Source organism: Mesorhizobium qingshengii (assembly GCF_027563465.1).
Classification (GTDB): Bacteria; Pseudomonadota; Alphaproteobacteria; order Rhizobiales; family Rhizobiaceae; genus Mesorhizobium; species Mesorhizobium qingshengii_A.
Map to the genome: position 1 here is coordinate 309,681 of NZ_JAPFQA010000004.1, position 22,960 is coordinate 332,640.

At 65.0% G+C, this 22,960-nt stretch carries 19 protein-coding genes; 17 read left to right on the forward strand and 2 right to left on the reverse strand.

All coding sequences use genetic code 11. The features are described from left to right. The first annotated feature begins 225 nt into the window (after positions 1-225). The 17 genes from OOJ09_RS12785 to OOJ09_RS12865 all read left to right on the forward strand — a co-directional run bounded on the left by OOJ09_RS12785 (position 226) and on the right by OOJ09_RS12865 (position 22,020). The gene (locus OOJ09_RS12785; RefSeq protein ID WP_269905558.1) at positions 226-852 is read left to right on the forward strand and encodes a hypothetical protein; all 627 of its coding nucleotides are present in this window, start codon (positions 226-228) and stop codon (positions 850-852) included. A gap of 301 nt (positions 853-1,153) precedes the next feature. Next, positions 1,154-2,764 (forward strand): hypothetical protein, encoded by a 1,611-nt coding sequence (locus OOJ09_RS12790; protein WP_269905559.1) that lies wholly within the window; start codon positions 1,154-1,156, stop codon positions 2,762-2,764. Positions 2,765-2,792: 28 nt separating this feature from the next. Then, complete coding sequence (locus OOJ09_RS12795) at positions 2,793-3,233, forward strand: hypothetical protein (protein ID WP_269905560.1); 441 nt, start codon at positions 2,793-2,795, stop codon at positions 3,231-3,233. Continuing rightward, positions 3,223-3,348 (forward strand): hypothetical protein, encoded by a 126-nt coding sequence (locus tag OOJ09_RS12800; RefSeq protein WP_269905561.1) that lies wholly within the window; start codon positions 3,223-3,225, stop codon positions 3,346-3,348. Before OOJ09_RS12795 ends, OOJ09_RS12800 begins: the two co-directional genes overlap by 11 nt. Continuing rightward, a complete protein-coding gene (locus tag OOJ09_RS12805) occupies positions 3,348-4,955 on the forward strand; it encodes a portal protein (RefSeq protein ID WP_269905562.1) in 1,608 nt (535 codons plus the stop codon). Before OOJ09_RS12800 ends, OOJ09_RS12805 begins: the two co-directional genes overlap by 1 nt. 134 nt (positions 4,956-5,089) lie before the next feature. After that, entirely contained in the window at positions 5,090-5,329 is a 240-nt protein-coding gene (locus tag OOJ09_RS12810; protein ID WP_269905563.1) for a hypothetical protein, read from the forward strand. Continuing rightward, positions 5,313-6,248, forward strand: a complete 936-nt coding sequence (locus OOJ09_RS12815) for a hypothetical protein (RefSeq protein WP_269905564.1) — start codon at positions 5,313-5,315, stop codon at positions 6,246-6,248. Before OOJ09_RS12810 ends, OOJ09_RS12815 begins: the two co-directional genes overlap by 17 nt. A gap of 156 nt (positions 6,249-6,404) precedes the next feature. Continuing rightward, entirely contained in the window at positions 6,405-7,289 is an 885-nt protein-coding gene (locus OOJ09_RS12820; RefSeq protein WP_269905565.1) for a phage capsid protein, read from the forward strand. A gap of 73 nt (positions 7,290-7,362) precedes the next feature. Beyond that, a complete protein-coding gene (locus OOJ09_RS12825; RefSeq protein WP_269905566.1) occupies positions 7,363-7,647 on the forward strand; it encodes a hypothetical protein in 285 nt (94 codons plus the stop codon). Between the two features lie 26 nt (positions 7,648-7,673). Continuing rightward, positions 7,674-8,318: a hypothetical protein gene (locus OOJ09_RS12830; protein WP_269905567.1), complete on the forward strand. Its 645-nt coding sequence runs from the start codon at positions 7,674-7,676 to the stop codon at positions 8,316-8,318. Further along, entirely contained in the window at positions 8,319-10,808 is a 2,490-nt protein-coding gene (locus OOJ09_RS12835) for a hypothetical protein (RefSeq protein WP_269905568.1), read from the forward strand. Further along, a complete protein-coding gene (locus OOJ09_RS12840; RefSeq protein ID WP_269905569.1) occupies positions 10,808-11,365 on the forward strand; it encodes a hypothetical protein in 558 nt (185 codons plus the stop codon). The genes OOJ09_RS12835 and OOJ09_RS12840 overlap by 1 nt, the downstream gene beginning before the upstream one ends. Next, positions 11,365-14,490, forward strand: coding sequence for a phage tail tip lysozyme (locus tag OOJ09_RS12845; RefSeq protein WP_269905570.1), 3,126 nt, complete (start codon positions 11,365-11,367; stop codon positions 14,488-14,490). Before OOJ09_RS12840 ends, OOJ09_RS12845 begins: the two co-directional genes overlap by 1 nt. A gap of 16 nt (positions 14,491-14,506) precedes the next feature. Next, complete coding sequence (locus OOJ09_RS12850) at positions 14,507-16,729, forward strand: hypothetical protein (protein ID WP_269905571.1); 2,223 nt, start codon at positions 14,507-14,509, stop codon at positions 16,727-16,729. Between the two features lie 4 nt (positions 16,730-16,733). Next, positions 16,734-17,015 carry a hypothetical protein gene (locus tag OOJ09_RS12855; protein WP_269905572.1) on the forward strand — a complete coding sequence of 94 codons (282 nt, stop codon included), beginning with the start codon at positions 16,734-16,736 and terminating at the stop codon, positions 17,013-17,015. Then, a complete protein-coding gene (locus OOJ09_RS12860; RefSeq protein WP_269905573.1) occupies positions 17,015-19,588 on the forward strand; it encodes a hypothetical protein in 2,574 nt (857 codons plus the stop codon). The genes OOJ09_RS12855 and OOJ09_RS12860 overlap by 1 nt, the downstream gene beginning before the upstream one ends. A 62-nt stretch (positions 19,589-19,650) precedes the next feature. After that, entirely contained in the window at positions 19,651-22,020 is a 2,370-nt protein-coding gene (locus OOJ09_RS12865; protein ID WP_269905574.1) for a hypothetical protein, read from the forward strand. Here OOJ09_RS12865 and OOJ09_RS12870 read toward each other — a convergent pair. Continuing rightward, positions 22,017-22,211: a hypothetical protein gene (locus OOJ09_RS12870; RefSeq protein ID WP_269905575.1), complete on the reverse strand. Its 195-nt coding sequence runs from the start codon at positions 22,209-22,211 to the stop codon at positions 22,017-22,019. The two genes, OOJ09_RS12865 and OOJ09_RS12870, sit on opposite strands and share 4 nt — an antisense overlap. Next, positions 22,208-22,900, reverse strand: a complete 693-nt coding sequence (locus OOJ09_RS12875) for a hypothetical protein (protein WP_269905576.1) — start codon at positions 22,898-22,900, stop codon at positions 22,208-22,210. Before OOJ09_RS12875 ends, OOJ09_RS12870 begins: the two co-directional genes overlap by 4 nt. Positions 22,901-22,960 lie beyond the last annotated feature (60 nt).

Genomic DNA, 22,960 nt, shown 5'->3' on the forward strand with positions numbered 1-22,960 from the left:
AAAATGCCAAGGAAATCAACGACATGAGCTATTTTGTTACCGGTTCCCCGGCTAATGCGACCTCGCATCGTACGCGCGCGCGCATGCGCTGTATGAGGTAACCACGTAACCGGTAACCGTAGGGGTATATCCATTTGAATTATCTATCGAAAAGCCGGTTCCCGAAAGGTTACCCAAGGCCTCGATCGGGAACCGGAATAAAAAATGGCACATGGAGCGCTTTCCGTGGCGGATGACGCTGACCAGGGGCATCCAGACGCCCACACACCGCCGCCGGCCGAGCTCCCTGGCGCCGATCCGCTCGACCTCCTGGCCGGCTTGCCAGATGGCGAGGGCACTGACGCTCTGGCGCTGGCGGCCGAAATCGTTGCTGCGCCAGCTCGGGCGCGGGGGAGGCCGCTTGGTGCCGCCAACCGCAAGAACGGGGATCTGATCCGCTACCTGCAAGCGCGCGGCCATCGCGACCCGATGGTGACGCTGTCCATGATCCAGTCGGCCGACTTCGGCGCGCTCTGCCGCCTGGTGGGCGCTGGCGGTGCCAAGCAGAAGCTGGCGGTCCTCGGGATCATTCGCGGCGCTGCCGCCGACCTGATGCCGTACCATCACGCCAAGAAGCCGCTGCAGCTGGAACTGCCGGCCGGCGACAAGCGCCCGCTGATGGTGTTCGGCAACGTCGAGAACATGCAGGTCGTGGCCGATGGCGACGGCTTCATGAGCGCTGGCATGATGCCGACCGATCGCGCCGAAAAAGCCAATGAAATCAATGGTGATGCCGTGCGACAAGCGGTAGACCAGTCGCACGAGAATGCTAACGCGTTGAAAGGCAACGACAATCCGGGGTCAAGCGACTGATTGCAAATCAGTTGCGATATTGAAAACCGGAATCGCGAGGGCAGTTCTCGCGCACGTGCACGTGAGGCCAGCGCCGCCTGGTGTAGGGCCTCGACCCCGCCCCCCATGCCTTGCCCAGCCCGAACCGGCCGGGCCGAATTTCGAAAACCGCCAGGCCCCCCCACCGCCCACGGCCCTTCGGTCGCACACACGCGACCTATTCCGTTGGCTCGCAATGGACTCGCTGGGCGGCCGAATAAATTCTCGGCGTTGAATCGGGACGCGGGCGCGCGGGCCGGGCGAAAATCGAGGGTTGCGGGCAATGGGTACAGGGCCAGATTTCCAAGGCGATTTCGATATCACCCGCTTCGAGCCGGCCGGTCCAGTCTGCAAGGCCTTCATCGAGAGCAACGGCCCCTTCGACTTCATTCGAGGGCCATGGGGTAGCGGCAAGACCGTCTCGGCCGTGTTCAAGATCGCGCAGAAGGCCGGCACGCTGTTTCCGGTCTGCAAGGATGGCAAGATCAACGTCCGCTGCGCCGCCGTGCGCGAAACCTACCGCGAACTGGCCAAGACCGCGCTGCCGACCTGGCTGCGCTTCTTCCCGAAATACGGCCCGTACACGGCGAAGGAAAAGGATGCCTATTCCGGCGGGCAGGACAGGCCGGTCAACCACATCCTCGAATGGAACGTGCTGCGGCAATGGCCGCAGGGCTGGAAAGAAACGACCGTGCGGCTGGAAATGCAGTTCGGCGCGATCGGTTCGGAAAACCTCGAAAGCTTCTTCAAGGGCTACGAAATCTCCTATGGCTGGCTCAACGAGTGCGACACCATGCACGAGGACGTGCCGGGCCTGCTGTTCGGGCGAACCGGGCGCTATCCGCCGCGCGACACGATCATGGAGTGGGAGGGCGAACGGCTCGGCTATGAGACCGACCCCGACACCGGCCAGAAGGTCATCAAGATCCCGCGCATGGTATTCGGCGACTTCAACCCGCCCGACGAAGTAAACTGGACCTACAAGCGCGAGATCGAGGAGCCGGAAAAGTGGCCGGGCTATAACTTTTTTGCGCAGCCGTCAGGGCTGGCGGCCAATGCCGAGAACCGCAAGCGCAAGACCAGGGCGGATTACGAGGCCGAGGAACGCGGCTTTGGCGGCCCGAAGGCGGCCGACAGCATCCGCAACGTGCACGGCAAGTACGCGCCCAAGAAAGTCGGCACGATCATCTACGACACGTTCGACCTGGCCGTGCACCGCTCGCCGGAATTGCTCGAACCGATACCGGGCTTGCCGATATCGCTGGGCTTCGACGGCGGCGGCCGACCGGCGCTGGCGCTCGGCCAGTTCCTACCGGACGGCCGGCTGCGGGCGTTGCGCGAGATCGTCTCGCAGCCCGATGTGGTGACCGGCGCGACGCGCTTCGCCACCTACTGCGTCGAGCTGCTGCTCGGGGATTTCAAGGGCTATCGCATCGAGGGCGCATATGGCGACCCGTCCGACTTTGAGGGCGCCGACCGGATCCAGGGCGAGCTGTCGTTCATGATGACGGTCAGTCAGGCGATCGGCGTCATGATCATGCCGACCGAAACCAACGACATCCATTCGCGCACCGAAGCCTTGCGCTGGTACTTTGGCATGCACGATGCCAACACGCCGCGGTCGATCTGGGATCCACGCTGCAAGACCTCGATCCGGGGTTTCGTGTCGCAATATCACCTGACCAAGCAGGCCAGCAAGGGCAAGACAAACACGCTGGAAATCGACAAGAACGAATACTCCCACTCGATCAATGCCTGGGAATATCTCTGCTATGGCCGGCGCGGCCGGGCGGCGGTGATCAAGGATGCCGCGCAGGCCGGCCGGCCAAACAACGTGGTGCCGATCAAGTCGATCACGGTCAGGTCGGAATTCGATGTCTTCCAGTCCCGCTGAATGGCGCCTGGTCTCGCCGGCGCCGCGCGTGGCGGCGCTCGACCTCGCGGGCGCAGGTGCACGCGTGAGGCGCCTGGTGCTTGCCCAGGTGCGCAACGTCCAGACGGTCGGCATCTATCGCGGTGATGAGTGCATGGCCGTGGTCTATTTCGGCCGGCATGGCTGGCGCCGCACCGAAATGGCTCTGTCGATCGCGCCGGCCGCCCGCCAGCACATGGGCCGATTGGTCCGCATGGCGCAATTGACGCTTTTTGCCATGGCCGAAACTCACCTCATCGTCGCCCGCATTCGGTCCAGCAATCATGCCGGCCAGCGCATGGCGATGCTCGTTGGCTTCCACGCGCACGGCAATTTCGAGCCCGGCGTATGGATTTTGAGGAAGGGCAGGCATGGGCGCGATCCTAGATCCCGGCAAGGCGGCGCGAAAAGCAGCCGAGGAACAGAAGGCGCAACAGGCGGTGGCGAATGATCGCCAGCTGGCCGAGCTGCGCAACGCCGACGCGACCAGCGGCGCGACCAGGCGCAACCCGCGCGGCCGCCGCCTGTTCGTGTCCGATGCCGCCTCAAAATCCGATCTGAGCTGATGGTTGACCTCGCCATCGGCGGCACGCCAGTCGATAAGCAGCGCCAGCGTTCCAAACAAGTTTGGGGCGACCGGGCCGGCTGGGATTCGATGTATTGCGAGGCCTATGACTATGTGCTGCCGAACCGGCGGCCAGGCGGTGCGGGCAAGACCAAGCGCCCCACCCAGATGATTTTCGATATGACCGGGCCAAACTCGGCCATGCATTGCGCTGGCGAAATCCAGCGCCAGATGTTCCCGGCATCGACGCCGTTCATTGTCGAGACCGGCCCGCTGGTCGCCCAGCAGCTGCAGGCCTCGGAAAAGGTCGCCTGGGACAAGAAGCTGCAGGGCGTCGCCAGTTTCGTCTACCCGTTCATGAAAACCGGCGATTACGACGATGCCATGCACGAGGCCTGCACCGACCTGACGCTGGGCACCGGCGTGGTGCTGCCGCTCAAAGGTCCGTCGATCAATGAACCGGTGCGCTTCGCCTGCATCCCGCAGGACGAAGTGGCGATCGGTCAGGATGCATGGGGCCGCGTCAATTATGTCTCATGGAAGCGCTGCAACCTTGGCCGCGAAGCGATCATCGAGGCGTGGCCGAAGGGCGATTTCACGGCCGGTTTCAAGCAGGCGGCGAAGAAAAAACCCTATGAGGAAGTTGTCATCTATCAGGATTTTTACCGCCTGCCGGACATGCGCTGGCAGTTTTGCGTTTATCTCGAGACGGAAGGCGGCTTCATCGCCCAGGAGACCTATGCCACCCAGCCGGTGGCCGTCATGCGCTTCTATCGCTGGCCGGGCGAGGCCTATGGGCGCGGCCCGGTGCTGTTCGCGCTGCCGACCATCAAGACCGTCAACAAGGCGCAGGAACTGACGCTGAAGGCGGCCGCCATTCAGCTGCTCGGCATCTGGGGCTTTAGGGCCGGCGGCACGTTCAACCCCGACACGGTGCGGCTCGGGCCCGGCGAATTCTGGCCGATGCAGTCGACAGGCGGTCTGCTCGGGCCTGATGTCCAGCGCCTCGACACGGCAAGTGGCCGCATCGATGTGGCGAAAATGATCATCGGCGACGGCCAGCGCCAGATCCGCGAAGCGCTGCTCGACACCCGCCTGTTCGATGATGGCGGCACGCCGCCCTCGGCCTCGGAAGTGGCGCTGATGCAGGCGCAGAACGCGAAGGTTCACATCGGCGCCTATGGCCGCCTCAACACCGAAGGTACAGGCGTCATCGTGCCGCGTGTCATGGAAATCCTCAGCGAATGGAAGCTCCTGCCGCAGCTCATGAGCTTCAATCAGCTCTTGGTTTCCATGTACATCAATTCGCCGATGGCGGCCGCGCTGAAGGCCGACCAACTGCAGGCCTCGGTGAATTACTACCGCCTAGTCGCGGAGACGGTCGGGCCGGAGCGCGTCAACGAATATATCTCGATCGACCGCTATCTGGACCGTAGCCGCAATGGCCTGCTGGTGCCGATCGACATCGTTGCGACCGATGAAGAAAAGAAGGCGGCGCAGACCGACAACGCGCAGCGCCAGGCGGCGGCCGTCGCCGCGCAAGCTGCCGTCAAGGCGGCGCCAAACCTTGTCGACGCGGCAATGCAGCCGGAGCAGCAAGCAGCATGAGCGGAAGCCCGTTTCCTTTCTCTCGGCCAATGATGGCCATTGACCAACTGCTTGCGGGCACACCGACTTGGGATGGCCTCAGCCAGGCGATGTTTCCGGCCAAGGTCGCCGACAATTTCGACCCCGGCGAGCACATGAAGATCATGCTGTTCCATTTCTACGGCACCGGCGAGGGCCGCAGCATCATTGAATGGATGGCTGATCTGACCGTGCGGGCGCCGTTCCCGCATGTCGGCTCGATGAAGGAAAGCGCGGCCCTCGCGGCCGCCAAGCACGAGGCGCGAACCGCCGTCGGCTATGCGTTGCTGCGCGCGATCGCCGAAGGTGAACAACTCTGGACGCAGCGAAGGAGCCACCATGAAAAACCTGCTTGAGAAATACCTTCATCCATTCTGCAACGCCGATGGTGGTGGCGGCGCCGGTGGGGGCGGCGCTGCTGCAGCTGCCGGCACAGGGGATGCCGCTGGCGGTGCCGGCGGCGCGGCGGCGGCCGGTGCTGAGGGTGGCTCCAACGAGGCGGCCGCCGCCGCAGCTGCAGCCGCAGCGGCCGCAGCCGGTTCGGGCGGGCCATACCGCCCGCAAGGCCTGCCCGACACCATGTTTGGGAAGGATGACCGCGAGACCATGGATAAAATGGCGACGGCCTTGAACGGCTATCGCCAGCGCGATTCGGCCATTCCCGACAAGGTCGAGGCCTACAACGCCTTTGAGATCGACAAGGCGCCGGAAGCAATCCAGCCGCACCTGCAGGAGCTGGCAAAGGATCCTCTGTTCGGCGCCGTGGCCAAAGTGGCGATGGCCGAGAAAGTGCCGCCGGCGGTGCTGCACAAGCTGACCACGGCGCTGTACACCCAGGCGGCCGAGGCCGGCATTCTGGAGGCGCCGCTCGACCCGGCGAAAGAACGGGCAGCACTTCTGCCCGACGGGGCCAAGGCCCTGCCCAAGGCGCAGCAGGACGCCGCGATTGATGCCCGCATGCAGGCTAACGAAGATTTCGTCAAGCTGATGGTACAGCATGGCCTGCCAAAGGATGTCGGGGAACACGGCCTGCTGATGCTGATGGACACTGCCAAGGGCAATCAACTGATCGAGTTTTTCGCCTCGAAGATGACCGGCGCCGACAAGGCCGCACCGTTTGCTGGTGCTGGCGCCGGCGCCGGCGCCGCCGATCAGCGGGCCGCCTTGCGCGCCGAAATGGCGGCGCCCGAAATGGACCCGCAGCATCCCAAGTTCAACCGCGCCGCCTATGACGCGCTCGACCAGAAATATCAGAAGCTGTTCGGCTCCAAGTAGGCTCGCAATTGACGCCGCGCCGGCCGGGGCATCCTCGACCGGCGCAACCAAGGGAGCGACCCGGCGGCATCGGGCTATCCTTCACCGGACCCTGATCGACCCGGCTCTATCGGCCCCACGGCTGCTTGAAACAGCAACCTCAAAGGGGTCTTTCCCATGTCTCAGAACATTGCAGCCTGGTTTACCGAGAAAATCTCCGACAAGATCACCGTGCTTGCCCAGTCGAAGGGCGGGTACCTCGACAACACGATGATGCGCGGCGACGTGGTCGCCAACACCGTCAAGTTCCCGATCGTCGGCCGCACCAATGTCTATCGCCTGACCGGCGCCATCGAACGCGTTCCCGCCGCCGGTCCCGGCCTGACCACAGTGCAGATGAACTTCACCGACTATGAAGCCTCGGATTTCTGGCGCACCCAGGACGCCTACAAGGCCGGGCCGAACGAACAGCAGGCGCTTGCCGAGATCATCGTCAAGGCGGTGCGCCGCCAGCGCGACCAGATCAAGCTGGACGCCTTGGCCGCTTTCGGCGCCCTTGGCGGTTCCGGCGTGACCACGATCGGCGACGGCACGGCGCGAATCGACATCCTGCACACCGAACAGGCACGGGCCGAAATCGCGGCAACCGGTTCCGACGATGACGAGATCTACGCCGCGTTCCCGGCGCTGTGGATGTCGCAGCTGTGCTTCTACAAAGAGTTCGCCGATGCGCAGTGGGTCGGCCTCGCGAACGCGCCGTTCTCGCAGTCCCAGCGCATCCGCAGCAAGACGGTGCGCGGCGTCACCTACATGGAACTGCCCGACGAATGCTTCGCCTCGCCGGGCGGCACCGACTGGTACGCCTACATGTGGGCCAAGACCGCCATGGGTGCGGAAGACGCCTGGAACCAGGAGACGCCCGATATCACGCCGCAGCCGCTGCTGCAGGGCACGCCCTACCTGGTCAAGGCGGGTCTCGGCGGTGCCGCCATCGGCATCGAGGGCACGCGCGTCAAGCGCTTCAAGATGCTGAAGAACGCCACGCTGGCACGCCCGGCATAAGCAGCCTCGCAAGGCCCGCCGGCAATCCAGCCGGCGGGTTTCATCCAAAGAACGCCATCACAGGAGATCTCCAATGGCCGGTTTTGAAGCCCGCTCCCTCTGCCTGGTCAACTCGGTGCCCTACGGCACCGGTGGCAGGGCAGTCGATTTCTTCCACTACGCCACCGCCGATGCCGTCGCTACCGTGATCGCGGCCGGCTACTTCAACAACGCCCGCGACAAGCTCGCGATCAACGATGTGATCGAAGCGCTGTGTGTCGCGGACGGTACTGGCGACCGCGTCTCGCTGATCGTCACGGCGGCGCCCGCGACCGGTAACGTCACCACCGCGATAAACACCGACGCCTCCGGCGCGTAACGTCGGCAAGCCGGCAGAGGGACATCATGGCCGACGCGGAAATCGACAAGGCAATGATCGTGAATTGGGCGCTGGTCGAACTCGGGCTGGCGCCCAAATTCTCGATTGACGACGAAACGGCGCTTGGCGGCTTTGTCGACATCTTCTGGCCGCGCGCGCTGGCGCGGTCGTTCGGCCTGCATGACTGGACCTTCTGCCGGCAAACCTTCCAGCTGACCAGGCAGGAAGCCACGCCGGTGACCGGCTACCGCTATGGCTTCGACCTGCCGGGCAACCGCGTCGGGCCGGCACTGAAACTGCTTTCCGATCCGCGCCAATCAACGCCGATCCGCGATTTCACCATCGAGGGCAAGACCGTGTTCTGCGACGAACAGCAGGCCTATGCCCGCTGCAAGGTCATGGTCGACCCGGTCGACTGGGAACCGCAGTTCGCCGATGCCTTCGCCACGCTGCTGGCGTCCTATCTGGCGATCCCGCTGACGCAGGATGCCGAGCTGGCGGCCGACAAGGAAGCCAAGGCGATCGGCTCGCCGTCGACCGGAGGCACCGGCGGCATTTTCGGCCGCATGATCGCCCAGGACCGCGCCGCAGCGCCTGTCAGCGATCCGGCGGTGTCGCGGGCGCTCGATGGCGGCCGCACCGGCGGCGGCGACTGGTTCGGGCGCTGGTAGATGGTCGCGCGCCCCGCCGCACCGACGCGCTCCTGCAATGCCGGCGAATTCACGCCGGAGGCGAAAGGCCGCGTCGACATCAAGCAGTATTATTCGGCTGGCCTTGCCTTCAAGGGCGTCGAGCCGGTGCCGCAGTCGGGATACCGCCGCATGGGCGGTTCGCGCCGCGTCGGCGAATGGCGCAAGCCGCTTTCCATCCGCGCCATCACCAGCCCGACGCCGGCGGCCGGCCCGTTCACCGGCACGCAAACCATCTGGACCGGAACCGTTGCCGGCACCGTCGCGGCGGTGCTGGCCGCCGGCCTGGCGATTTCCGCCGGCACCGCCACCTTCACCATCGAAGCCTTCGTCGGCGGCGTCTGGGTCGCGGTCGGCGGCCCGTTCGCGGTCAAGACCGGAACCCCGGTCACGCGGCTTGCCGCCTTTGCGCCCGGCCAGCAGAAGGCCGCCACGTCGCTGCGCATCCGCGCCACCTTCTCGATCTCGGCCAGCGTGTCGGGCCTTGCCGTCAGCGCCTTTTTCGAAAGCGGCACGGCATTGCGGCCGCGCTATGTCGCGCTGACCACCGACCAGGGCGACGCGCTGTCGTGCTTCGTCACCGCCGGCATCGCCGATTTCTTCACCGCCGCCGGTTTTGTCGGCTCGGCACGGCTGGCGAATGTGACCGCCGACATGCTGCCGGATCTCGGTTTCTATGCCGAGGGCGATACGATCGGCATTTTCCACGGCCAGCTCCAAACCGCCCGCCTGTTCCTGGCGACAACCGGCCAGCTGCAGGACTGGCGCACGGATCTGTGGCCGTACGAAGTGGTTCCGGTCGCCGACCTTGGCGGCGTGTACCCCAAGACGAATGACGTGTGGGACCTGTTCTGGCGCTTCGGCGACAACAGCCCGATCTACATTTCGATGACCGTGAACGGCGAGACCATACCGAGTGTCCCGCTGCGCGATGCACTGACAGGCGACCCTCGCCAGCATGTCGGCGCCAGCACGGCCGAATGGAACACCTTCGGCGCCGAGGTACAGACTGCGCTGCAGGCCCTGCCAGGCCTAAGCGGCGGGGTGACCGTGGCCGTTGCCTATATTGGTGGCAGCACGCCGGTCAAATGGACCGTCACGTTTGGCGGCGACCTGTCGGGCGAGGAATACGAGCTTTCGGCCATCATTCCAAACACCGCCAGTTCATCGGTTCTGGCGACGCATAGCAGCATCGGCAAGACCGATCTGGAGAACCTGTTCTCGACGTTGCGCGGCTGGCCCGGCGGCGCCGAGCTGGTGCAGGACCGGATCGATTATTACCGCATTCCGGCGGTGAGCGGCGCCATGGCCCTCAGCCGCGTCGCTGAATATTTCGACCTGAATATCAAGGGCACCACGGACGCGGCGGCGCGCCTCGACAAGCTGCGCTCGCAGACCTCCGAAACCATCCTGCACGTCAAGGAATCGACCTATCTTTTCGCCTTCACCGATCGCGCCATGTATTTCGTGCCGAACCGGACGATCGAGCGCAACACGCCGCTGAACTTCGTGCCGGCCAGCGAGATCGGCGCGCAGCCCAATTGCAAGCCGTTCACACTCGAAGGCGAAGTCTACTATGTCGCCATCAATCCGCAGGGCCTGGCATTCGCCGCCAATGGCGGCAAGCAGCTGCTGCGCATCACCGAAGCCGTCACCTCGGCGACCACGAACTACAACGCCGACCCCGTGTCGCTGCTCGCCTCGCACCTGGCCGACAACCTCATTCGCAGCGCTGCCCAGAAGCCCGAAACCGATCTGGACGCCTCGAAAGGCTGGCTGATGCGCACCGATGGCCGGCTGATCGCCTGCCAGATGATCCGCAACCAGGACATTAACGGCTATTGCGAATGGCTGGCGGCCGCCGGCGGCCTGGTGCGCGAAATCGGCGTCGACGGCAAGAACCGGCTGTGGCTGGCGATCGAGCGCGCCGGCCGAACTTCGATCGAGATCTACGACACCACGATCTACCTGCAGGACGCGGTCAGCGCCGTGCCGGACCTCGGCGGCGTCATCACCGGCCTTGCCTATGAGGACGGCGCCGAGCTGTGGGCAAAGGCGGATGGCTATGTGCTGGGGCCGTTCGCGTGCGTCGGCGGCTCGATTTCTCTGGGCGATGCCTATGCCTCGGCGCTTGTCGGCCGCTGGATCGCGCCGCGCTGGGAGTCGATGCCGCAGGTGCTGGTGACCGGCAATGATGAAGTGATCCTGCGTCCCGGCCGCATCCACACGCTGCACGTCAACATCGCGGACACCGACAGCATCGCCGTTGGCGCCAATGGCGAGGACCCACAGGACATCATCCTGCACGAGACCAGCGACCCGGTCGACGCGCCGATGCCGCTGAAAACCAAGCTGCTGACGATCGGCGGCGAAGTGCTGATCGGCATGATGGAAGGCACCACCGCCGTCATCACGCAAAAGCGGCCCGGCGAACTCCGGGTGCGCGACATCGCAATGGGGACCAAACTCTGATGCAGCTCCTTCTTGCACCTCTGGCTGGACTATTCGGGGGCGGCGCGGCCGCGACAGGTGCTGCCGCGACCGGCGCCGCCGCCACGGGTGCGGCCGCCGCCGGCAGCGGGTTTTCGCTGGCCTCGATCCTGCAGGGCACGGCGACCGTGCTGGGCGTCGTCTCGGCGATCGGCGCCGGCAATGCCGAGGCGACGCAAAACGAGCTGGCCGCATCCGACGCGGAAGCCGAAAAGCCGCTGGAAACACTGCAGGGCATCAGCCGGCGCACCTCGATCAAGCGCCAGATGGCCGAGGCGCTGGGCGCGCAGGACGTGGCCTATGCCGGTTCCGGTGTCGACCTATCCTTCGGCACGGCCAAGGAAGCGCGCAGCGACGCCTACCGCGAGGCCGACCTTGGCCTGGCCACGGCGACGGGCACGGAAATGACGCGGATTTCGCGGCTCACCGAACGCGCCGCGGCCTATCGCGCGGCGGCAAAATCCGCGCGCCGAATGGGCTTCCTCAATGCCCTGACCGGCGGCATCGACAATGCGTTGTCGTTCGGGGAGCGCGGCTGATGGCGACCAGACCTCTTGAGCCGGTCAGCTACCGGCCGTTTCGCGTCGAGCCGGTGCTTGCCGATGGCCTGTTGCCGGTGGCGCGTGAAGGTGGCGAGCTGCTGCAGCGCGCGTCGGAAGGCCTGTTTCGCATGGCGGCGCAGGCCGGCAAGATCGCCGATCGCCAGGCGGAGCGGCAGGGCGCGGCGGCCGGCGAACAAGCCGCGCTGGCTGGACGGCCGGACGCGAGCTATTCCGGCGGCGACGCCGGCGGCGAAGTGTCGGTCGGCGAGACCGGAGCCAGCGCGCCTGGTGGTTCGCGCAGTGAGCTTGCCGCGCGCGGCAAAGCTTATCTGATGAGCAAATACAAGGTTTCGAACGAATTCGCTTCCGGACTGCTCGGCCAGTTCGCCGGCGAGAGTAATTTCAACGTCAACGCCATCAACCGCAATGACGGCGCCGATGGCTCCCACTCGATCGGCATCGGCCAGTGGAACGGCAACCGCGCTCGCGCGCTGAAGGCGTTCGCGGCCAAGCAGGGCAAGCCGGTCAATGATTTCGAGACCCAGCTCGATTTCGCCATGCACGAGCTGAACACGACCGAGATCGGCACCGGCCGCCGTCTGGCCGCTGCCCGCACCGTCGAGGAAGCAACCGCCGCCGGCGTCGGCTTTGAACGGCCGCGCGGCTGGACGCCGGAGAACCCGACCGCAGCACTTGGCTGGAAACACCGCCTGGCTGCGGCGAAGTCGATCTATGGCACGCCCGTGGCGGCCAGCGCTGGTGGCGACAACACGGCCGCCATTCCGCCAGCCGAAATCAAGGGCCTCGTGCAGCCGGGCAACATCGATTTAAACAAGCGGCCAGTCGTCAAGAACAGCGACGGCACGATCAGCACCGTGCGCTCGATGTCGTTCGAACAGGACGGGAAGGAAATACTTATCCCGACCGTGTCGGATGACGGGAAAATCTTGAGCAATGAAGACGCCATCAAAACCTACAAGAAAACCGGCAAGCATCTTGGCGTTTTCGACAATGCCGACGACGCCACGGCCTATGCGAAACAGCTGCATGAAAGCCAGGCGCAGCAGTATGGCGCAGGCGGCGACAAGCCGACCCTGAAAACCAGCGGCGGCGGTTTCCGCCCGACCGGCACCGACACCATTCGCGGCCGTGCTTTCGATGAGGCTGGCACGAAAGTCTATCTGCAGGAGGTCGACGCCGAAATGCGCTCGACCACACAGCAGATCTACGAAAAGTACCGCGACGATCCGGCCCAGCTCGAAAAGGCGCTCGGCGACCTCAAGGGCCAGCTCGGCAAGGATCACATCTTCCCGGAAATCGCGGCCGATTACAGCATCGGCTTTGACCGCCTGGCCGGCTCCTATCTGGGGCAGGCGCGCGAAAACCTCGCCAAGAAGGTGGAGCTGCAGCAGCGCGCGAATTTCATCGAGCAGACCTCGCAGCTCGAAACCGACCAGCAGAAGCTGCTTGCCGGCTTCGACCCGAAAAGTCCCGACGCCGGCGACGCCATCGCCAGCGCGCAAAGCGCCATCGACCAGCACTATGACGCGGCGGTGCGCAAGGGGATCATGGACCCCGACGATGCCGCCAAGGCCAAGATCGAAAGCCGCCGCAACACGGCGCTGGCCTATTATAGCAAGCAGGCCGATGCGCTGGACGCCGATGGCGTCAAGGCCATGCGCGAGGAAATGCAGAAAGACATGGCCGATGGCGGCATTGCCGGGCTGGATGGCGACGGCTGGTCGACGCTCGACAACGGCCTGCAGAAGGTTGAGCGGCAAAAGCGCGCCGAGGCGAAGCGCGGCGAGAATGATTATCGCGAGCGCGGCGACAAGATGGCGTTGCGGCTGCTGTCCGGCGTCGACGTCAATCCCGGCGAGCTGTCGACCTATATGCTCGATGCCGGCAGCGTGCCCGGCGGCAAGGGCGTGCTGCAGGAAACGCTGGCGAAGATCTCCGCCGGCCGCGCCATCCGCGATTTCAGCCTGCCGGACGCCGAAAAGCACGTCGCCGGCCTGCGCAAGCAGTATGGCAAGGAACCGACCGACGCCGAGCTGCGCACGCTGACCTTTGCCGAAAAAATGGTCGCCGACAAGCGCAAGGAAATCACCACGGACAGCGTCAGCTATGCCGAAAAGCAGGGCATCGTCCCGGAGACGCCGGCGCTGACCGATGCCAGCACGGCGCAGGACATGAGCACGGTCATGTCGCAGCGGGCGAAATCGGCCGAACAGGCGGCGACCGAGCTGGGCGTGCCGGTGCGCTATCTGAAGGCCGGCGAGGCGGTGGCGATCGGCAAGATGGTGCGCACCGATCCGACGGCAGGCGCCGCCATGGCCGGCGCGATCGTCGCCGGCGCCGGCCATGCCGCTCCGCAGGTGCTGGCCGAGTTCGGCAAGGATGCGCCGATGATCGCCGAAAGCGGCGCCATCGTTGCCTTCGGCGGCTCGCCGCGCGCCGCCGAAGACGTGATCCTCGGCTATGGCAAGGGCGCTGACGGCAAGCAGATGAAAGGCTTGAAGCCCGACGCGGCGCGCCAGAGCTTCGACAAGGTGACCGGCAACGCGCTGGAATTGGCCCGTGACGATTCGGCCCGCATCGAGCGCGCCGCCGCCTCGATCGCGCGCAAGCGCATTTCCGAGGAAGGCCTCGACCCGACCTCCGATGAAGCCGCCGGCGTCCACGCCCAGGCGGTGCAGGAAGCCGCCGGCGCCGTGTTCGATCGCGGCGTGCAGTTTGGCGGCTTTACCGAGGTGGGCGGCGGCTATTTCTCGGCCGGCCAGAAAGTGCTGGTGCCATCCGAGATCCGCGCCGATCGCTTCGAGGACCTGTTGCACGCGGTCACCGATGACGATCTGAAGTCCCTGCCGCACCAGCCGAAGGCCGGCATCGGCATCTATGGCGCGGCGAGGGGCGGCGACCCGCGCTTCGCCAAGAGCCCGGCCGACACCATCCGCAACGCCACGCCGGTGGCCGTCGATGGCGGCTTCGCCTTCGCCGCCGGCGACGTCAACACCGTCGATCCGCAATGGATCATGGCCGAGGACGGGCGACCGTTCATCCTCGACCTGGTGTCGTTGCGCGACAAGCTCGAACCGCGCGTGCCGGGGGCTTTCCGTTGAGAAGGATTGGCCGCTGATGTTCCTCTACGGCACGAAATTCGGCGACAACCCGACCTATGCGCCGAGCTATGCCGACACGATCGGCAAGGAGAACGACCAGCGCGCGGCCGCCGAGGCGCTGTGGACCACGACGCGCGATCTGGCGCTGTACCGCGACAATTCGAACGGTGAGCAGAACGCACGCGCCGAAGCCTATGACCGCCGCAACAGGGCGATCTTCGACGCCACCGGCGTGCAGCTCGACAATCCGATGAAGTTCGACCTGTTCAAGCTGAAGGCCGAACCGGGCGCGGCCGGCCTGCCGGAACCATCCGCGCGTGATGACATCGCGGCCAATGAACAGGCCTGGCGCGACAAGGCGGCGGCACTGGCGCGCGAAAAGCCGGAATTCGCCAGCGTCATCGCCATCGACCGGCCGGTGATCGAGGACGCCTATGCGCTGACGCGCAATGCCGAGCAGGCGGCGGCCGCGGCTGAAACGCAGGCCGACCGGGCCGGCCTTGGCCGTGGCCGCCGCGCCGGCAACATTCTGGGCGGCGGCCTTGCGGCGGCGCTTCGCGATCCGCTGCAGGTGGCGACGCTGGCCGCCGGCGGCGGCATTTCCTCGCCGGCGCGCGCGCTTGGCTGGCGGCTCATGGAAACCATGTTCAGCGAAGCGGCCGTCAATGGCGGCATCGAGGCGGCCGTGCAGGTGTCCAGCCACGACTGGAAGAAGCGCGCCGGCGTCGACGCCTCCATTTCGACATCGCTCAAACAGGTGGGCTTGGCCGCCCTGTTCGGCGGCGGCTTCGGCGGCTTGCTGGAAGGCGGCCGCGAAGTTGGCCGGCTGCTGGGCCGCGACCTGCCGGAGGAAGTCCTGACCCGCGCCGCCAGCGGCAACCCCGAGCCGGGCGATTTCACCACGATCGCCGACGCGCTTGGCGTCAAGCCCGACCCGGGCATGGTTCGCGCCGCCGATCTGGCGGCCGAGCAGCCGGCGCTGGACGCGGCCGCCTTCGGTCCGCCACCAGCAGGCCTGGACGAGGACCACGCCGCTGCCATGGCCGCGCAGGCTTTGCGGGCGGCCGATTCGCCGGATGAGGTCGCGCGCGCAGCGATCGACCGCATCGTTGCGCAGCAATCGCCGGTCGGCCCGGCGCCGTTGCGGCCGGTCAGCCTGATGCAGTTCCTGTCGAGCCGATCGGTCGGCGGCATTGCCGACCAGAACGGCGAGCTGGCGGCCATGGGCCTGTCGCGCAAGTTCGTGCCCGGCGGCGGCGCCCTGGTGCGCAAGAATGGCAAGACGCTGGACTACGCCCGCGAGGCGGCGGCCGAGGCCGGCTATTTCGACCACCTCTATGGCGATCCCCAGCGCGCCGTCGCCGAATCGACGCCCGACGATCTCCTGCGCCTGTTGCGGCAGGAAGCCGGCGGCGAGCCGGTGTTTTCGGCGCGCAACGATGGCGGCCGCCAGTTCGCCTGGCTGGACTACGAACGCCAGCGTGCCGCGCAGACCGCCTATCGCCGCCTGGTCGAGGAAGTCGACAGCGCGGCGTCGTCGCTTGGCATCGATCATCGGCTTGACGACAGCGTGCTGGTGCGCGCGGCCGAGCTTGTGGATGACAAGACCAGCCCGGTCGACGCGCTTGAGCGCGCGCTCGATGAGGACTATAGAAATTATGCCGATGCGCTTTCACAGCGCGGAGAGGTTGCGCCAGATGTCCACGACATCCCATTCTTCGAAGACAGCGGAACAGGCCCGGCAGCTGGCCGAGCGGCTGGAGAAGCACGCGGAAACGGCGAACCCGGAGGACCAGGCGGAACTGAAGCGCCAGGCGGCGGGCTATCGCGTGCTGGCGGCAATGAAGGCGAAAGCGGCCTAAGGGCACCAGGCGACACGCCGGAACCGGCGACGCCGGAAGCCGGCGAGATTGCCGAACTGGCGCTGACGGAAGCGCGGCGGCCATCCACCGAAAAGACCGCAGCCGGCGAACAGACGCTGATCGAGGGCGTGAAGCCCGTTTCCACGAAAGAAAAACTGGAAGCCAAGGGCAACAAGCCGTTGCGCGGCGGCGATGCCGCGCCACCGGAAGGCGGGCTGTTCGATCTGGAAAGCCGCAAGCAGCTGTCGATCTGGGACGCGCTGCCGGCCGCCAAGGATGCCGACGGCACCATTTTACACGCCACCCACGAAACCATGATCGCCGATGCCGACAGGACCGAATTTTTCGGCGACCTGATCGCTGCCTGCAAGGATTGAGACAATGGCACAATATCGCAAAAAGCCTGTGGTGATCGAAGCCATCACGTTCAACGAGCTTGTTGCACATGGCATCCAAGCTGGCGCTCCGCTAACGCGGGGAATGCCTTGGTCGTTTGACTACAAGGGCCAGCCGATCACGCACGAAAACGACGATTGCTATCTGGTCCCTACGCTCGAAGGCTCAATGCGCTTCGATCGGGGCGACATGCTGATTACCGGCGTGAAGGGTGAAATCTATCCCTGCAAGGCTGACATCTTCGCTGCCACTTACGAGGCGGTTTGATGGGCCTGAAAGATTGCCTGATCTCAGCCGTCGAGCAGAAGGCGATCACCCGTGAGGAAGCGTCGTTCCTCGCCGATGAATTCGACCAGCGCTTCGCCCAGCACCGGCTTTCCATGGGCGACGATCTGGCCAAGGCCAAGGCCCGCAAGGATCTCGAAATCCAGCTGAAGGCGGAAGCCGCCGAGGCGCGCCGCCGAGCCGACCTGACCGAGGCCCGCCGCCTGGGCGTCAAGGGCTATTTGCAGGACTATCGCGGCCGCGATGGCAAGCCGAATGTGTTCGAGGCGGCCATGGGGCTCTTGTCGCACTATGGGTTTCGTGGTGCGTCGAGCGTGCGCGGCAAGACCGAGGCCATCATCATCGGCGCGCAGAAGAACCTCGACAAGGTGATGTTCGCCTTCGAGCGCAAGGGCCTGCTGGGCAAGCGCGCCAACCGGGCACTGCAGGGCGACGTCATCAAGGAGCTGCACGGCGAGGCCGCCAACGACGCCACCGCCAAGTTTCTGGCGAAGTCGATCAGCCAGGTGTTCGAAGATCTCCGCCAGCGCTTCAACGCCGCCGGCGGCGCCATCGGCAAGATCGAGAATTTCGGCCTGCCGCACACGCACGATCGCTTGAAGGTCAAGGCCGCCGGCCGCGATGCGTGGAAAGCGGAAATCAAGGGCCTGCTCGACCCGAACCGCATGAAGAACCCGTTGACCGGCCAGCCGCTGGGTGCGGCCGGCCTCGACCAGGCGCTTGACCATGTCTGGGAATCGATCGTTTCGAACGGCCGCGCCCATTTGCAGCCGTCACTGGTGCGTCGCGGGCAGGGCGCCATTGCCTCGCAGCGGCAGGAGGAACGTTTCCTCACCTTCCGCGACGCCGCCAGCTGGATGGAGTACAACCAGAAATACGGCAAGGGCGACGTCATCCAGGCGATTTTCGGCCATATCAACGGCATGGCGCGCGACATCGCCGCCATGGAAGTGCTCGGGCCGAACCCCGGCGCCATGGTCGAATACATGAAACAGGCGGTGGCGCACGAGATCGGCAAGCTGGAAACCGGCAAGCCGACTCTGGCCAAGGGCGCCACCGTGTTTAGGGACAGCCAGGCGGCGGTGGCGCAATATCGCCTCGACAGCCTCTGGCAGGCCCTGCGCGGCCGGCCGGAGGTGGCGAGCGGGGCAGCGCGCACCACGTCGAACATCAAGAACGTGCTGACCGGCACCCAGCTGGGCAGCACCGTCATCCTCGCCGCCGCCACCGATCCTTTCGTGGCGCGCGCGGCGCGCAAGCTCGCCGGCCTGCCGGTGACCAGCACCATCATGGACATGGTCAAGATGATCTCGAAGGGTTCGCGAGAGGAAATCATCAGCTCGGGCGTGATGTGGGAAGAATATCTGCACGTCATGAACGATGAACTGCGCTTTGCCGGGCCGGCGGTCGGTTCCGACTGGTCGCGCTGGGTGGCCGATCGCGGCGTCACCTTCTCCGGCCTGCAGCCGCTGACGGTCGGCCGCAAATTGCTCGAGGCGCGCGCGTGGCAGAAGACGGTGGCCGACAACTCGGCCAAGACCTTCGGCCAGCTCGACCGGCGGTTTCGCACGGCGCTGGAAGGTTTTGGCGTCACCTCCGCGCATTGGGACATCTGGCGCCAGGCGAAAGACCCCGGCGGCTTCGTGACGCCGCGCCAGATCGAGCTGAACGGCGGCGCCGTGCAATATCTCGACATGCGCCAGGCCGCGCCGCACGACATCGCCGCCGAGGCCAGGGCGCTGGCGCATCGCGACGCCTCGGAAAAGCTGGCCGAAGTGATCAACAGCTGGTCGGAACGTTCGGTGCCCTCGGGAACGCCGAACGCCCGCTCGCTGGTCTCCGGCAAGATCGAGCGCGGCACGGTCGGCGGCGAGCTGCTGGACTTCCTGCTGCAATACAAGAGTTTTGGCCTGTCGTTCACCGCCCTGCAGCTGGAAGCGGTCGGCGAAATGGCGGCGACGCGCGGTGGCGGCACCGGCTGGCGCCGCTCCGGCATGGCCTATTTCGCGCCGATGGCGATCATGCTGACGCTGGGGGGCGCTGCCTATCTGCAGATCAAGAGCCTGCTCGATTTCAAGCACCCCGAGGATATCAACCCGCTGACCAATCCCGGCTTCTGGTTTCGCGCCGGCATCCAGGGCGGCGGCTTCGGCCTGTTCGGCGATTTCGTCAAATCAACGGAAAACCGCTTCGGCCAGTCGATGCTGGAAAGCCTCGCCGGCCCCGGCGTCGCGGCGATCGGCGACACGCTGGGCCTGACCGCCGGCACGCTGCTGGCCGCGACGCGGCATGAAACCTCGCACGGCAAGGAAAAAACCTTCATGGAAAAGGCCAATCCGGGCCGCAAGCTGACGCAATATCTGCGCCGCTACACGCCGGTGATCGCCTCGCACTGGCTGACGCGCGGCGTCTACAACCGCCTCGTGCTCGACAATCTGCAATGGATGCTCGACCCGCAGGCCGACAAGAGCTTCAAGGCGCAGATCGGCCTGGCGAAGAAGAACGGCACGCCCTACATGGTCGCGCCCGGCCAGCTGACGCCGCTCGGGCGGTAGCCTCGTACATTTGACGCGCTCCCACGCGGATCATCCTGCAGCCTCAACCATGAGGCCAGCACATGACCGCGACCCCTTATCTTCTGCCGCGCGAAACCCGAGAATCCGCAGTCGCCGCCGGCAACGGCACGGTCGGCCCCTACGGCCCGTCGAACTACAAGATCTTCGACACAGAGGACGTGCGAGTTTTCGCCAAGGCGGTGGGCGATATCGTTTTCGCCGATGTCACTGATGCCTGCACCATCGCCAAGGTCACGCCCAGCGCCGCCTACGACTATTTCACCGTCACCTTCGATGCATTGGTGCCGTTGACCACGAGCTGGTATCACCAGGCGCGCCGCGTCGCCGAACGCTCCGTGGCGGTGACGCGTGGCGGCACGCTGGATTCGAACCAGCTCGAAAAGGAGCTGTCGAAACAGGCGACCGTCGAAAGCGAGGTTCGCCGGGATCTCGATCGCGCCTATTCCGCCCAGCTCGGAAGCGATCCTGGCGTGATCGTGCCCGGCGCGCCCGGTGAGCTGATGATGGCCGACGCGGCCGGCAACATCGTCGGCTCGGGCGAGAATGTCGCGACGATCGAGGGCTCGACCGCTGAAGCCGTGGCGGCCGCGGCCGCCGCCGCCGCGCAGGCCGGCGTCGCGACCACGAAGGCCGGTGAAGCGGCGGCTTCCGCCGCTGCGGCTGCGGCATCAGCCTCGGCGGTAAACTTGCCCGCGCCGGCCGCCAAGACCTTCCTGAAGCGCAATGCCGGCAACACGGCCTATGACGCCATCACCGCCATCGCCTCATCCGACATCAACTATGTTCCGCTGCACGCGCCATCCGTAAGCCGCGACCTGCAGGAAAAGCTCGGGCGCGCGCCCGATGTTTATGACTTCATGACCGTTGCCCGCGATGGCGCAAAGGCCAATTGGGGCACCGACCAGGCCGATTGCAAGGGCGCGCTGCAGGACTACATGGACTGGATCGCTTCGCCGGTCATCAACACCAACGCCGTCAAGACCATGAACCTTGGCGACGGAGTATTCCGCTACACGGCCACCCCGGTTTTCAACCAAGTTTCAGGCCATCACGGCATCAACATCCGGGGCAATGGCCCGCACAGCACTGTGCTTGTCGCTGACGGCGCTATTCCCGGCCTGCAGATCGGACTGCCGACGCAGCTTTGGTGGTTCCGTGTTGCGGGTTTGAATTTTGGCATGTTCTCCGCAACAGGTCTTTCCCTGCTGTCCGCGAACGCAGTGCCTGGGAACCTCAAGAACGGCTTCAACCTCACGGGTGGGCAGCTCGAAGGCCGCACGCGCACCGTTCCCTTCATGCGGGACATCTTCATCGGCCCGTACCAGGCTGCGGCCTCACAGTTCCAGCGCGGCATCTATGCCGTCGATTGCGGCGGCATGGTCTTCGACAACATCCAGAGCGTGTTCCAGAACGCCGCCACCATCGGCACCCACGTCGAGCTGGCATCGACGGACAACACAACCGATCCGACCGCGTTCAAGTTCACCAACGTCGATTTTGCCTATGGCGATATCGCCATCAAGGCGGGCAACGACTGCGAAGGGTTGCATATCTCCAACATGGTGGCGGTGGCGCAGAACAAGGGCGTGGAATGGTTGCCCTCGATCGGCGGTGAGCCTCAGTTCACGCTGTCGAACAGCCACATCAATTCCTATGTCACCTGCATCGACCTCTACAACATCATTTCCAACCAGATCCACGGTAACAATATCTACTCCCTCGACACCGATGCGACGCTGATCAAGGCGTACGGCATGTCGCGGTCTTCGATCGTCGGCAACTCCTTCAAGGGCGGGGCCTCCAGCGTCATGGTCGATCTTGACGGCGCGGTCAGCGGCCAGGGCTGGAGCCGGATCGATGACAACACGTTCGAAACCGGCAACATAGGCATCCGCGTCGGTGCTGCCTCTGAGTATGTCGCGATTGGCAGGAACAGCTACCGGAGCGTGACGACGCCGCGCAGCATCAATGCCGCCGCGACCCACATCAAGGTGCCCGGCTATGGGGCCAAGGCCACGCGTTCAACAGACGTTGCGGTGGCCACGGGCGCCGGCACCATCCCCAACTTCAATCTTGAAGCCCGCGACGATGGCAATGACTGGCACGATGCTTCCGGCGCGCCGGGCAAGGTCACCGTCCCGGCCGATGTTTATCGTGTGCAGGTGCGCGGGGCCGTCGAATTTGCCGCCAACGCGACCGGTGACCGCGATGTGTACGTTCGCAAAAACGGTACGACGGTCATAGCCAGGCAGACCACCATGGCGGCGCCGACCCTGACATCGAAGCTCAACGTTTCAGCGGTCGATGATTGCATCCCCGGCGATTATTACGAACTGGTGGTGCAGCAAAATTCGGGCGGCAACCTTAACCTGATCGGCACGGGAAGCTGGCTGGAGATCGCCGAAGTCTAGCCGTTCGTATTTTGCCAATTCTGATATGCCTCTTCGTGCACCCTGGCGCGTCGCACCAGTTCGGCTTTGGCAAATTTGTCCCCGGAGGAGGCTCGGGCCGCCAGGTCACTGTTGGACGAAAGCCCGAGATTGCGGCTGGCAGGCCTTGGCGAATATTCCAACGGGTTATACCAGGCTTGGGCTTCGGTCATTGCAGTATCCTTTTCTGTTGAGGTGGCGCGTAGCCGTGGCGGCGGAATAGATCAACGATCGCCCCGGTGTAAAGTTCGGCGTCCGTCTCATTGTGACGCCTGATCGTTTCCGCCTGATCAGGTGTAAATCGGATATCGTCATCGCCAACGTTGTGCTGCTCATTGGGCGCCTCGATGCCGATTGCTTTGAGACGCTCAAGGAACGGCCCCAGATTTTCCGTGACCCCCAGGTATTCGGCGGCGGCCACGGTCGATAGCGCCTCGGACAGGCGCGGGGTGTCTGAATGGCTCAACATATAGGTCATCAGGTTGGCGGGGACGATGTCGGGGAGCCGCCCGGCGTCCAGCGCAGCAAAGGCTTCGGCCTGCGAGATCTGACCGTTCCGAACCACATGCCGGATATGCGACTTGGTGCGCGCAATGGGCTCGCGCAGCAAGATGACGACGATGGGATTGCGGAGCGCCCTGCTGGCCGGGAAGGCATAGTGCCCTCGGAAAAGGCGTACCTTCTCGACTTCCTGGCGCACCATTGCCATTGCATCTTGCGTCTCGGGATATTGCCCCTGGTTCTCGGTGATGGCTTTCTCGGTCGGGAATACGGTATCCGGGGCAAAAGAGCGGTCGAAGGCCAATCGCAGAACAGTGCCGGCCGTCTTTGGGATATGACAGAAGAAAATTGGTCTTTGCATCTATTTCCCCTCCAGTCCAACGTTCTCATCTAAGCCTAACCAGCAAGCCTTACAATGCAC